Consider the following 11,291-nt stretch of genomic DNA (forward strand, 5'->3'; position numbering starts at 1 on the left):
ACCGGTAATGAATATGGTCGTTCATGAACCCACTATTAAAAAACCTACAAATCCAGTTATGATTTGAAGTACAGGGACCAATCAAAGAAAACGCATTATGTAGAAGTCAAGGCTTCAAGAAATAGTGATGTAATTTTTTCTTTGACAAATAACGAGCTCGCTTTTGCAAATGCGCATGCTTCGAATTATGAAATAATCTTTGTTTTGTTAGATGATAAAGGAAAACCTATCGGCAATCCAAAAAATCTCGGGAATCTTTTTCATTTTAAAGACGGTGAGGACCTATTGAATAATGAAAAATTTTCTATAGAAAACAAGGAATTTACCATTTATGCAAAAATCGCAGATGAAAATAACTAGAATCCTTTTTTTTCATCTCGTGAATAACTTTTTCTAGGGAGTAGATTTCTTTTCGGGTTCTTAAGGGCAACGCCCTTAGGCCCCATCGGCAAGCTCTGGGCAACGGACGGGGGGGGGGTGAGCTACAGCGCTTGCGCTGTGCGAGCCAGGGGGAGGCTTCCCCCTTTACTTTTTCTTCATCCCCTTGATTTTTTCCTTGTGCATCGCCTTGAGTCTTGCTCGGTCTGCGTTGAGCGAGGCGATTTCCCGGGCGACGGCTTCGATTTCGGTCGGGTATAGTTTTGTGGGCAGAGCCCTGTAGTATTTCTTGAAGTCCTTGTCGCGAATAGTCCCTTCGGGAATTTTGTCGCCCATCTTCGCGTTGTTTCCGAAAATCACCAGGTCAATGAACTTGTCCTTCAGTTTCGGAAACTTTTCGCACAACGCTTGGATGTGCCCGTAGTTCTGGTGGTGCGGATTCTGTTTGCCGTGTGTTTCTCGCCGATGTGCCCGACCCCACGAAGTGGGGGAACGCCCGTTAGAACGGGAGGGCTTTGACAATCCAGCGACCGTCTCTTTTTGAACCGACTCGTTCAAGCGTTCCGTACTGCTGCAACTTCGCTAGATCACGTTCAATCGTCCTTGGGGTGACGGCAAACTTTTCTGCCAATTCCTTTTCGGTAAGGAAGTTGTTCTTTTTCAGCGCTGCGATAATCTTTTCTTGACGGGCGGTCAAGTGGATGGTTTCTGCAACTGGCGTCTCGACTTCAACATTCTGAACATCCTTTAGTGCTCCCAGAATCTTGTCCAGCATGAATTCGACAAAAATACTGCAGTCGCCGGCCGTGCTTGATGCGTTAATTGCGTTGTAGTATTCCTGTTGGTTGGCGTAGACCAGGTTCTCGACGGGCAGGTGCGCAAAGACAGGATTCCACTTGCCTAGAATAAGGGATTGCCACAGGCGGCCCATTCGTCCGTTGCCATCACGGAACGGGTGGATGAACTCGAATTCATAGTGAAAGATGCAGGACCGAATCAGCCAATGCATCTTGCTCCTCTTTAGCCAAGAAAAGAGGTTCTTCATCAGGATGGGCACCATTTTCGGTGGGGGAGCGAAATGGACGCACTTTTTCCCTTTAAATACGCCTTCATTGCAATTCCTGTATTTGCCCGCGTCGGGAATCATGCCCTGCATCATTACGCCATGGGCCTTGAGCAGGTCCTTTTCAGAAAACGCGTTCAGCGAAGGGTACAGTTCGTATGTCCGCAAGGCGTTCTTCACTTCCAGGATTTCGCGTGCAGGGGCCATAATCCGCTTGCCTTCGATGATGTCGGATACCTGATCTTCGGAAAGCATGTTGCCTTCTATCGCCAGGGAACTGTGGATGCTTTGAATCTGGTTGACCCTGCGCAGGCGCAGACTATCCGGCTGTTCCAAACGGATGGCAAACCGTTCGACCTTGGCCGCAATCTCTGCTGCAAGGTTGACTATCGCCGTGTTGAGCGTAAAGGGCGGCTCATATTTATCCGACATTTTCATGGACATCTTATCCGACATTAAACCGACATTATTCCGACATTTTAAATATATATTATGCGCCGTTGCCGGTCAAGTAGAATGCTTTATTTCTTCCTCAATTTCCCGCCAGCAAATACCACCAGGAGGGCGCCAGCGGCTACGCCGCCGACCTTCTTGAGGTCGCTCCAGAATTGCCGCCGTTTTGCCTTGCATTGTTCGCAAAGCTTCTCGGTGTCTTCGGGCTTGTCGCAGCCGCACTTCTTGCATTTGTTCCAGAGTTTTTGAGTCATCGCGAGATCTCCTTGGCGTCTGGATTCTAATATACTCAATTGCGTTAGATGAAGTCCTCTACTTTCGGGACATAATTCTCGGGGCATTCCTCTTTCTTGGTTTGCCGGAGCGCCTTGCGGAGCTTTGCGGCGAGTGTCTTGGATACGGGCTGCGAGGGCGGCAGCACGTCGACTGTGGGGGGTATGTCGGTTCTGATGCAGAAGACGTCTGCGTCTAAGGGGTTGAGGATGGCAACGACATAGCGGTCGTCGAGTATGTCCGGGTAGTTGTCCGGGAATTTTTCGCCGGTTGCTCCGCCGAGTGCATCCCAGATGGGTTTCATTTGCTCCTTGGTGGCGGGCGTCTGCCAGACGATTGCGAGTTCCACGAATTCATCGTTCGCAATTTCCACGATGTCGCCTTCCTTGAAGCGGATGGTTTCGGGATCCCTGCCGTAAAAGCCGGTGTCGCCCAGTTCCATGTTCTTCCCGTCGCAACGGCATACGCCCGAGGTGCTGCTTACTTGCCAGAGGGTGCCGTCTTTCAGGTAGCGCCTGGTGGATATGTCCCTCATGCCCGAGATAATGTGGCCGAGCGGCCGTTCGCTGACGACAAAGCCGTAGAGGTCCCAGTCGCCTTGGGCGGCAATCCGCTTGATGTGCTTCTCGGCTTCGGCGAGCGTCTCGAAGTAGCCGGCGTCTGTCCCGAATATGCAGAATCCGGGCTTGTTGCGGTAATCTTTGGGGCGCCCGTCTTCGTCGAGGCGGTACTTGGGCGTTGAAAGGCCGACGATTTCGTAAACCTGCAGTTTGTAGATCGTCCTGAAGTTTTCTCTGTCCACGTGGATGACTTTTATGCCCATGATGACCTCCTTATCTATATGAAATATAATCTCCAACTGCGACAAATAATGACATATAGGGAGGAAAATTTATTCCGACATTAATCGTTCAATGAAACAGAAATGTCCAATAAAATGTCCAATAAAGAATGATGGCGGTTGGGTGATGAGTTGGGCAATAAGTTGGGTGATAACGGTCTTATTTCCTTTTCCACTTCGCAATACGCGTCTCGCATTCAGCCTTAGGCAAACGCATGTTCAAAGTCATCAGGGCTTCAAGATTCTCCGCTGCTTCCAACGCAGACAATAATCCATATTCAACGAAATTGTCAAACAGGTAGAGAACGCCAGAAACCTTCACGTTGTCTTTTTCTGCGGCGGAGCGAAGTTTGCCGTCACCCGTCAAAAGTCGCCCATCGACCTTTTTAGCATAGTACCAAACTGAACAATCCGCAATGGATGTGTTGTTTTTGCTGTTAGACTGCAGAAGCAGAATTTCGCTAAACTCGTCGAAATCAAACGAGGCGACGCCCAACTTTTTTGCCTTGATAAACTTCTGAATAATTTTCTGTTGTTCCGGTCTCTCTATTTCACTGATTACGAAGTCGGTCGTAAAAATTTCGCAGGGTAGGGCAAAGAACGCTTCCAGCAATTGAACTGAAAGTAAGTCAATTATGACGTTTGCATCACTGATGACAATCCGTTCTTCAATCATACCAGTGCGAGATCCCTACGGACTTGTTCGATGTCCAGGTGCAACAGGTTTGCCGCCTTGGATATGGTGATGAGTTCCTTGCTCAGCGCCTTATAGACCAGGCTCACGAAACGGGTGGATTCTTCGTAGTGGTACAGCGACTTTTCGATAAGTGCCCTAAATTTCGTTGCCTTGTTTTTCTGGATGCAGAAGGTGCGGTAGCGCTGTTCCGAGATGATGCCGCATTCCTTCGCCTTGTACATGATTGCATCGCAAGAGATTCCGTAGCCGAGCTGGATGGCTCTCAGTTCCTGGTACGAGATGTCCTTGCGGGCCTTGCCGAGGATCCGCTTGAGTTCGGGTTCCGGGACCAGCATTTCGCTTGCGAACAAGTGGCAGAAAGATTCTTCCTGCTTTTTGTCGATGGGCTTGGGGAAGCGAAGCACGAGGTGCCCGAGTTCGTGAAGCGCGGTAAAGCGTTTGCGCTCGACAGAGAACGTCCTGTTCAAAATGACGACGTGGAATTTTTCGTTGACCAAACTACTCATGCCGTCAAAGGATTCCGGGGCGTCAATCTCGATGACTTTCACGCCGTGGTTTTCGAGCAGGTCGATTACATTCACGATGCCTGCCAGGCCGAGCTTCCATTCCTTGCGGACTACCGCTGCGGCCATTTTAACGTCTTCGGCGGAGTTGGCCTTGATTTGGGGAATGTGGTGTTTCGCGGCAGAGCTGCTGCAGATTTCCTCGATGTTGATGTAGCGTTCCATCAGGTCGGCGATGGTTTCGCGGAGGCTGTTTTCCTTTTTCTGCGGGAGCGAGCTTTTCTTGCGGAACCTCACGGAATCTACCTGCACCGTAAAGGGCCTGAAAAAGTAGTCAATGGGCAGGCCCAGCGCCTTGGATAGTGCGATAATAATGCCACTATTCGGTGCGAGCTGGCCGTTCTCGTACTTTGAAATCGCCATCTTTGAGACGACATTCCCCATGGCCGTACAAAGTTCGTCCATAGAGAGCCCTTTCATAATTCGGGCGTTTTTGAGTCTAGCTGAGAAAATGGAAAGGTCTGCCATAAAGTCTCCCGTTGTTTACAAATATATATCTTTTTATAGATTTTGTAAACCCGACTATATATCCGACTGCAAAGGCGACAATAACACTACAATAAATGCTACAAAAAAAACGCTACAATAAAACCTATGGATATAATGCAGGCGATACTTACTTGAGGACCATTTTGTTGGTGACAACCAAATGGTCTGCTTTGTAAAATTTTTTCCTAACCCTTGCCACATCTGTCGATTTTAGGTACATTAACGCCCGACGCATCTCGCTGTTTTAAGGCGAGGTGCGTTTTTGTTTTAACCGGCTTTTCGGTTTTGCAAGAACGCCTCTAACATCAACCGGTTGCAAATTGCGGCCACTTGGAGGCTATAATGGAAAAAATAAGTCCTTTTTATAACGATGCTGTTCAGCAGATAAAGTCTGCTATTCTCGAAAGCCAGTTGGAGACGGCTCGGGCGGCCAACAAGCAGATGCTATCGCTATACTATGCGATAGGCAAGTTCGTTTCCGAAAATTCCCGCAAGGGAACCTGGGGTACAGGGGCGATAGATACAATAAGTGCTCAACTTCGGCGGGAATTGCCTGGATTGCGAGGATTTTCGGCATCTAACATCAAAAAAATGAGGATATTCTTTGAGCGATGGCTCCCTGTTTTAAATCGCCAGCCAATGGCTGACGAATTAGAAAATGTCGAAAATAGCGAAAAATCGGCAAAAATACCGATTTTTGCGCTTCTTAATCTAAATCGTTCGCCATTGGCGAACGATTTGGACTTCACCGAATTTCTAGAGCTGAGTTTTACTCACCATATGGAAATCCTTCTGAAGACCTCCACTTTGGAAGAGCGTGCTTTCTACATTCATCAGGCACTCATAAACCATTGGGACAAGTACGCTCTGCGCGATTACCTCAAGGCGGATTTGTATCACCACCAAGGGCAACTCCCCAATAATTTCGCATTAACCTTGCCCAAAACGCTCCATGCGCAAAAGGCAATCTCGATGTTCAAGGACGAATACTTGCTTGACTTTGTCAATGTGGAAGAACTTGACGAGCGTAATCCCCAGGATATTGACGAGCGCGTTGTCGAAAATTCCATTGTCCAGAATGTCAAGAACTTTATTTTGACGTTTGGAAAGGATTTCACGTACGTCGGTCATCAAATCCATATCGAAAAACTTGATCACGATATGTGGGTTGATCTGCTCTTCTATAATCGCGAGTTGCAGAGTCTTGTCGTTGTGGAATTAAAGAAGGGGGAGTTCAAGCCTGCGTATCTCGGACAGCTCTCGGCATATATGCGTGTGCTGAACGACGACGAACGGAAGGCAAACGAAAATCCGGTCATCGGCATTATTCTGTGTAAGGGTGCGGACAAGTCATTTGTTGAGTATCTGTTGCAAGATTACAACCAGCCCATGGGTGTTGCGACCTATAAGGTTATGCCGGAAAAACTGAAAGCCGTCATGCCCGACGAAAAATTGCTCTTGGAAGTTATGTAAAACCCGAAATTAAGTTTAATCATAAAAACGAGGAAAAAATGAACTATACATTTACAGAACAAGAAGTTGAAATGATGTATTACTGGGGACAATATGCTGATGGTGAAAGCGGCTTTACTGAAGAAGAACAAAAATTATACGATAAAATAGAGCGAATTTTTACGCCGTTGCAAAAAGAAAAAGATGAATCTCGCAAGATTGTAGAATTCTTTGAAGAGATATGCAGTACATATAAGGGGGTGTCATATTCTTTGCGATTCCCCGGAGGAAATTGCATAAGATTCATTGACGTAGATAAAGACCTTTGCTTCGACACGAAAAAGTCAAAGTACACGGATGTGGTGTTGGAGGTATCTAAGATTATAAACAAATTGAAGTTGAAAAAAAGGGAGGGGTAGATTACCCAATTGTGAACTGAAGGAGATTATTATGTCAATGCCTATAGATGTCGAGACCCTGTTGAACAGGCAGCGTATCGAAAGTGAGCGGATAGAATTCAAGAGAGGGTGGAACCCTGCGGGGATGTTGTAGTTATGAAATCACCTGAAGTTTCGGATGAAACAGAAATGTGGCCTAAAAAATGGCCCAAAAAGTGGCCAAAAATTCCGTGTGGATGACACAATAAAGACACAATAAATGATACAATAAAAGGCCGAAATTTTGCGGTCGAAAAGTTCGTCCGCAAATGAAATGTGATTTCGGTTGGGTGATGGGTTAGGTAATAAGTTGGGTGATAGGATAAACGACAGGATAAATGATAGGATAAGTGATAGGATAAAACGGCCTTGACCCGAACAAGTGCCTGAACATGTATTGAACGACCGTCAAAAAGAAATAGTGTCGATTATAAAAGAAAAAAAACATACCTACGCGAAGTAGTTGAAGCGCTCTGTAAAATTTCGTTAGGCCTCTTGCCAGTTTTCTGAATATTAGGTACATTACATCCCAGCGCGTCATTCCCTAGAAAGGAATGATGCGCTTTTGCTTTATTTGGCTTTGCCGTAATGCGAGGGCGTTCCTAGTTGAAACAATAAATGCAGGAGGCCCTATGGCAAGTGAAATCTTACGACAAACAGTTTCAATGAAACTTAAAAACGTTCTTGCAATCGGAGAAACTGTCGCTGTAGAATTCAAGCGCGCTGGCGGTCGTGTTGGCGACGATGTTTATGAGTCTGTGTGTGCTTTCTTAAATCGTTTCGGTGGCGATATTTATCTCGGGGTCCTTGATAATGGTAAAGTTGAGGGCGTTCCAGAAAATGCGGCTATCGATATGATCAAGAACATCATCAATGTTGCGAATAATCCGACTCTATGGAAGACGATGTGTTTAGAATAACAGTATCGCTGAATGATTATGTGGGAGAGCCTCGAAATGAAGAGGTTAACAATAGGGTTAACAATGGGGTTAACAATAGGGTTAACAGTAAATTCAGTGAGATTCAGCAAAAAATTATTAATGTATTGCGTGAAAAACCAGCAATAACGCAAAGGGAAATGTCCAAGTGCATATCCATTTCTCTTGTACATATAAATAAGAATATGAGAGCTTTGCAAAAAATGGGGGCCGTTAGCCGTGTTGGCAATAATAAACAGGGATCATGGATAGTTAATGAAGAAAAGGAGAAGTCTTAGACCTGTTGAACCCAACAAGTTGAATGGGGAGTTGGAATAACCCCTACCTCCCGACTTTCACCCGTTTCCCGTTCTTGAGCTGGTGCGTGGTGGCGTCGGGGTGGGTGTTTTTGCGGCCGACGAGGGTGCCGTCAATTCTGTAGGTTTCAACAGGGACAATTGTGGCGCGGTTTTGTGTCTGCGCCCAAATTCGCTCAACGTCGCTGGTATCGCGGACGCTTGAGTCCGCAGTGGTCGCGCTTGCCGTCACGGCGATGGAATCGGTAGATACGGTGAAGTTGTCGTAGCGTATAAAGCAGTCGTGGGTGGGGGCCCATTCGGCGCTGCTTCCGCCGTGGAATGTGGAGAGGTAGAACTTGTCGACCTTCACGGTGTCGTAGTCGCGGAGCCTGAGGGTATCCACGTCCAATACGAGTTCGCCGTCAAGCCAGGTTTGTACGCGGCCGTTCTTGTCGCCGTTGCCGGGAGAGGCGATGGTATTCATACTTACTTTGTTTACAATGCGGTGCCAGGTGCCGGTGGTGAACACCTTTTGCGGGATGGTGCCGTTCAGATTCCACTTGAAATCGTCACCGTATACGGACTCTTGCCCCATAAAGTAGATGAGTTGTACGGCGTTGCCGTCTTTGCGCCACATGATGCGTGCGCTCCAGCCGTCGCCGGTTTCGGGCATGGCGTTGCCGGTGTAGCACTTGCCGCCGCATAGGCCGGGGAGCTTTCCGCCGAGCTGGAACTCGAATCCGTCTTCGAAGAATATGTCGTAGGCGCTCCACATGGTGTCGGCGGTCTTTACAAGGGGTTGGATGATTTGCGCGGCGCAGGCGGGCGTGTCGTTGTCATTCGGGCCTACGCAGCCCTTGGGGTACTTGAGCTGCAGTACGTTGCCGTGTTCCTCGCCGTCGTAAACGATCTTGGAGTTTTCGCCATTGTTCTTGTCCATGGCGTACCACCAACTTTTGTCGTAGTCGTTGCGCTTGAAGTCTTCCTTGGCCTCTGCATTGCCGTACACGCCGACATCGCGGTTCTCGAAGTTCACGAACGAGACGGTGTCGGACGCAGTCTGCGCGAAGGCGGACGCTTGCATAAGCGCGACAGCGAGTGCCGCGACGAAGGTGTGGTGGATTTTCATACTCATGCTTTTAAAATAATCTTTTTTGGCTGGTATTAAACTATCTTTTTAATGTATGGCCGATTCACTTGACGAAAAGCACAATGAAGTGGGCGCGACTCCCGTTGCCGCGGCACCTGCTGCCCGAACTTCAGCAGACCGCGCTGCCGAAGAACGCAAGGCCCGCATTCGCAAGATGCGCGGGTGGCTTTCGCCGCGTGATTCCGAGGTAGATGATTTCGGGCCCGAAGATGCCGCGCTTTATTACGGCGAAGGGCATAACGGCTGGAATAGGTAATGTTTAAATGAAAAAATCCCTCGGCAAGTGCCGGGGGATTTTGAATTTTGTGGCGCTTGCAGCCTGCTTGCGCGCGATACCGATTAATAACGGTAGTGATCAGCCTTGTACGGGCCTTCCACAGGTACGCCGATGTAGTCGGCCTGGGCCTTGGTGAGGGTCGTCAGGTGGACGCCGAGCTTTTCGAGGTGGAGGCGTGCGACCTTTTCGTCGAGGATCTTCGGGAGCGTATAGACGACGCCGCTTTCGTACTTGATGCCGGCGACGGTCTGCTTGCCCTGCGCGTTGAGCCAGAGGTCGATCTGTGCGATGGTCTGGTTCGTGAAGGAGGCACTCATCACGAAGCTCGGGTGACCAGTAGCGCAGCCGAGGTTCAGCAAGCGGCCTTCAGCGAGGATAAGGATGCTGTGGCCGTCGGCAAAAATCCATTCGTCGTACTGCGGCTTGATTTCGTTGCGCTTGATGCCCGGAATCTTCTTGAGGCCGGCCATGTCAATTTCGTTGTCGAAGTGACCGATGTTGCCCACGATAGCGCGGTTCTTCATCTTTTCCATCTGAGCGGCGCTAATGATGCCGGTGTTACCGGTGGTGGTCACGAAGATGTCGGCGTAGCTCACGACTTCGTCGAGGGTCTTGACTTCGTAGCCTTCCATAGCAGCCTGCAGAGCGCAAATCGGGTCGATTTCGGTGATGATCACGCGAGCGCCCTGACCACGCAGGGACTGGGCGCAGCCCTTACCCACGTCGCCGTAGCCGCAAACCACAGCAATCTTACCGGCCATCATCACGTCGGTGGCGCGGTTGATGCCGTCGATCAAGGAGTGGCGGCAGCCGTAGAGGTTGTCGAACTTGGACTTGGTCACGGAATCGTTCACGTTGATTGCCGGGAACTTCAGACGGCCAGCCTGGGCCATCTGGTAAAGGCGATGCACGCCGGTAGTCGTTTCTTCGGAAACGCCCTTCAAAGCTTCGCGGGCGCGGGTCCACTGCTTCGGATCCTTTTCGAAAATCTTCTTGCAGGTGGCGAGGAACACGCCCCATTCTTCGCTGTCGGTAGCCGGGTTGAATTCAGGCACCTTGCCGGCGTCTTCGAATTCGGCGCCGCAGGTCACGAGCATGGTAGCGTCGCCACCGTCGTCCACGATCAGGTCCGGGGTCTTGCCGTCGGGCCACACGAGGGCGCGGGCGGTGTTTTCCCAGTAGTCTTCCAAGGATTCACCCTTCCAGGCGAATACAGGCACGCCCTGCGGATTTTCCACGGTGCCCTTCTTGCCCACCACCACGGCGGCGGCAGCGTTGTCCTGCGTGCTGAAGATGTTGCAGCTGACCCAGCGCACGTCGGCACCGAGGTCCACCAGCGTTTCGATGAGGATGGCGGTCTGCACGGTCATGTGGAGGCTACCCATAATGCGGGCGCCAGCGAGCGGTTTCTTGCCTGCATATTCCTTGCGGAGAGCCATCAGGCCCGGCATTTCAGTTTCGGCCAAGTCGAGTTCCTTGCGGCCTTCGATCGCAAGGTTAATGTCCTTAATTTTGTATTCCATGTTATTATATCCTTTGGCACAAATTTTGCGCCCCATGTTTCTTTTATGCATAAATATAGTTATATGCATAAAAGGCGTCAACCCTACCCGGCAATAAAAAATCCCCGACCAGGGGTCGGGGGTAAGTCTTGCGCGCTTGAACGCCTCGAATAAGCTATTCGATAGTCAGGATGTCGCAGAAACCGGTCACTTCGAAAATTTCCTTGATTTCGGAGCTAGCGTTCTTTACGACCATGGTGCCCTGCTTGTTCATGACCTTCTGTGCCATCAGCAGAATGCGCAGGCCTGCAGAAGAGATGTAGTCAAGCTTCTTGAAGTCAAACACCAACGACTTCACGCCATCGAGCTTGCCTTGGATTTCGGCATCGAGCTGCGGGGCGGTCAGAGTATCCAAGCGACCTTCGAGTGCGACGGTCAATTTATCGTTTTCGATTGTCTTGTTAATCTGCATATTTTTCCCTCTTTCTCTTAAATTTATA

At 49.3% G+C, this 11,291-nt stretch carries 14 protein-coding genes and 1 pseudogene; 6 read left to right on the forward strand and 9 right to left on the reverse strand.

All coding sequences use genetic code 11. The annotated features are described in order from the left end of the window. Positions 1 to 60: 60 nt before the first annotated feature. A pseudogene (locus B7989_RS13520) lies at positions 61 to 360 on the forward strand (protein NO VEIN domain-containing protein); the annotation flags it as partial. Positions 361 to 525: 165 nt separating this feature from the next. On the opposite strand, the gene B7989_RS13525 reads toward B7989_RS13520, so the two are convergent. From B7989_RS13525 to B7989_RS13550, 6 genes are all read right to left on the reverse strand, one after another. After that, positions 526 to 783 carry a hypothetical protein gene (locus B7989_RS13525; protein WP_088628997.1) on the reverse strand — a complete coding sequence of 86 codons (258 nt, stop codon included), beginning with the start codon at positions 781 to 783 and terminating at the stop codon, positions 526 to 528. 94 nt (positions 784 to 877) lie between these two features. Beyond that, positions 878 to 1,897, reverse strand: a complete 1,020-nt coding sequence (locus tag B7989_RS13530; protein ID WP_198959565.1) for a Fic family protein — start codon at positions 1,895 to 1,897, stop codon at positions 878 to 880. Positions 1,898 to 1,962: 65 nt separating this feature from the next. Continuing rightward, positions 1,963 to 2,148 carry a hypothetical protein gene (locus tag B7989_RS13535; protein ID WP_088628998.1) on the reverse strand — a complete coding sequence of 62 codons (186 nt, stop codon included), beginning with the start codon at positions 2,146 to 2,148 and terminating at the stop codon, positions 1,963 to 1,965. A 44-nt stretch (positions 2,149 to 2,192) separates the two neighbouring features. Continuing rightward, complete coding sequence (locus tag B7989_RS13540; RefSeq protein ID WP_088628999.1) at positions 2,193 to 2,990, reverse strand: hypothetical protein; 798 nt, start codon at positions 2,988 to 2,990, stop codon at positions 2,193 to 2,195. 178 nt (positions 2,991 to 3,168) lie between these two features. Next, the gene (locus B7989_RS13545; RefSeq protein WP_088629000.1) at positions 3,169 to 3,684 is read right to left on the reverse strand and encodes a hypothetical protein; all 516 of its coding nucleotides are present in this window, start codon (positions 3,682 to 3,684) and stop codon (positions 3,169 to 3,171) included. Further along, positions 3,681 to 4,736: an ImmA/IrrE family metallo-endopeptidase gene (locus tag B7989_RS13550; protein ID WP_088629001.1), complete on the reverse strand. Its 1,056-nt coding sequence runs from the start codon at positions 4,734 to 4,736 to the stop codon at positions 3,681 to 3,683. Before B7989_RS13550 ends, B7989_RS13545 begins: the two co-directional genes overlap by 4 nt. 363 nt (positions 4,737 to 5,099) lie before the next feature. Between B7989_RS13550 and B7989_RS13555 the strand changes: the two genes are divergently transcribed. The 4 genes from B7989_RS13555 (at position 5,100) to B7989_RS13570 (ending at position 7,862) form a co-directional block, all read left to right on the forward strand. Next, a complete protein-coding gene (locus B7989_RS13555; RefSeq protein ID WP_088629002.1) occupies positions 5,100 to 6,230 on the forward strand; it encodes a YhcG family protein in 1,131 nt (376 codons plus the stop codon). A gap of 38 nt (positions 6,231 to 6,268) precedes the next feature. Next, complete coding sequence (locus tag B7989_RS13560) at positions 6,269 to 6,628, forward strand: hypothetical protein (RefSeq protein WP_088629003.1); 360 nt, start codon at positions 6,269 to 6,271, stop codon at positions 6,626 to 6,628. A gap of 650 nt (positions 6,629 to 7,278) precedes the next feature. Continuing rightward, the gene (locus tag B7989_RS13565) at positions 7,279 to 7,566 is read left to right on the forward strand and encodes a helix-turn-helix domain-containing protein (protein WP_198959566.1); all 288 of its coding nucleotides are present in this window, start codon (positions 7,279 to 7,281) and stop codon (positions 7,564 to 7,566) included. Then, on the forward strand, positions 7,542 to 7,862 hold the full coding sequence (locus B7989_RS13570) for a winged helix-turn-helix transcriptional regulator (RefSeq protein ID WP_088629004.1): 321 nt from the start codon (positions 7,542 to 7,544) through the stop codon (positions 7,860 to 7,862). Before B7989_RS13565 ends, B7989_RS13570 begins: the two co-directional genes overlap by 25 nt. Before the next feature lie 43 nt (positions 7,863 to 7,905). Here B7989_RS13570 and B7989_RS13575 read toward each other — a convergent pair whose 3' ends face one another. Beyond that, positions 7,906 to 8,997, reverse strand: a complete 1,092-nt coding sequence (locus B7989_RS13575) for a polysaccharide lyase (protein ID WP_233144435.1) — start codon at positions 8,995 to 8,997, stop codon at positions 7,906 to 7,908. 49 nt (positions 8,998 to 9,046) lie between these two features. On the opposite strand from B7989_RS13575, the gene B7989_RS13580 reads away from it, so the two are divergent. Beyond that, a complete protein-coding gene (locus B7989_RS13580) occupies positions 9,047 to 9,268 on the forward strand; it encodes a hypothetical protein (protein WP_088629005.1) in 222 nt (73 codons plus the stop codon). A gap of 83 nt (positions 9,269 to 9,351) precedes the next feature. Here the strand turns inward: B7989_RS13580 and ahcY are convergent, their stop codons facing one another. Both ahcY and B7989_RS13590 read right to left on the reverse strand, forming a co-directional pair. Further along, the gene (gene ahcY / locus B7989_RS13585) at positions 9,352 to 10,812 is read right to left on the reverse strand and encodes an adenosylhomocysteinase (protein WP_088629006.1); all 1,461 of its coding nucleotides are present in this window, start codon (positions 10,810 to 10,812) and stop codon (positions 9,352 to 9,354) included. A 154-nt stretch (positions 10,813 to 10,966) separates the two neighbouring features. Then, complete coding sequence (locus B7989_RS13590) at positions 10,967 to 11,263, reverse strand: STAS domain-containing protein (protein WP_088629007.1); 297 nt, start codon at positions 11,261 to 11,263, stop codon at positions 10,967 to 10,969. Between the last annotated feature and the right edge of the window lie 28 nt (positions 11,264 to 11,291).

Origin of the sequence: Fibrobacter sp. UWB5 (assembly GCF_002210295.1) — a bacterium.
Classification (GTDB): Bacteria; Fibrobacterota; Fibrobacteria; order Fibrobacterales; family Fibrobacteraceae; genus Fibrobacter.

Excerpts from the sequence above, each read along its gene's own strand:
- B7989_RS13530 (WP_198959565.1), bottom strand. The coding sequence starts at position 1,897 with ATGTCGGATAAGATGTCCATGAAAATGTCGGATAAATATGAGCCGCCC.
- B7989_RS13535 (WP_088628998.1), bottom strand. The coding sequence starts at position 2,148 with ATGACTCAAAAACTCTGGAACAAATGCAAGAAGTGCGGCTGCGACAAG.
- B7989_RS13540 (WP_088628999.1), bottom strand. The coding sequence starts at position 2,990 with ATGGGCATAAAAGTCATCCACGTGGACAGAGAAAACTTCAGGACGATC.
- B7989_RS13545 (WP_088629000.1), bottom strand. The coding sequence starts at position 3,684 with ATGATTGAAGAACGGATTGTCATCAGTGATGCAAACGTCATAATTGAC.
- B7989_RS13550 (WP_088629001.1), bottom strand. The coding sequence starts at position 4,736 with ATGGCAGACCTTTCCATTTTCTCAGCTAGACTCAAAAACGCCCGAATT.
- B7989_RS13555 (WP_088629002.1), top strand. The coding sequence starts at position 5,100 with ATGGAAAAAATAAGTCCTTTTTATAACGATGCTGTTCAGCAGATAAAG.
- B7989_RS13560 (WP_088629003.1), top strand. The coding sequence starts at position 6,269 with ATGAACTATACATTTACAGAACAAGAAGTTGAAATGATGTATTACTGG.
- B7989_RS13565 (WP_198959566.1), top strand. The coding sequence starts at position 7,279 with ATGGCAAGTGAAATCTTACGACAAACAGTTTCAATGAAACTTAAAAAC.
- B7989_RS13570 (WP_088629004.1), top strand. The coding sequence starts at position 7,542 with ATGGAAGACGATGTGTTTAGAATAACAGTATCGCTGAATGATTATGTG.
- B7989_RS13575 (WP_233144435.1), bottom strand. The coding sequence starts at position 8,997 with ATGAGTATGAAAATCCACCACACCTTCGTCGCGGCACTCGCTGTCGCG.
- B7989_RS13580 (WP_088629005.1), top strand. The coding sequence starts at position 9,047 with ATGGCCGATTCACTTGACGAAAAGCACAATGAAGTGGGCGCGACTCCC.
- ahcY (WP_088629006.1), bottom strand. The coding sequence starts at position 10,812 with ATGGAATACAAAATTAAGGACATTAACCTTGCGATCGAAGGCCGCAAG.
- B7989_RS13590 (WP_088629007.1), bottom strand. The coding sequence starts at position 11,263 with ATGCAGATTAACAAGACAATCGAAAACGATAAATTGACCGTCGCACTC.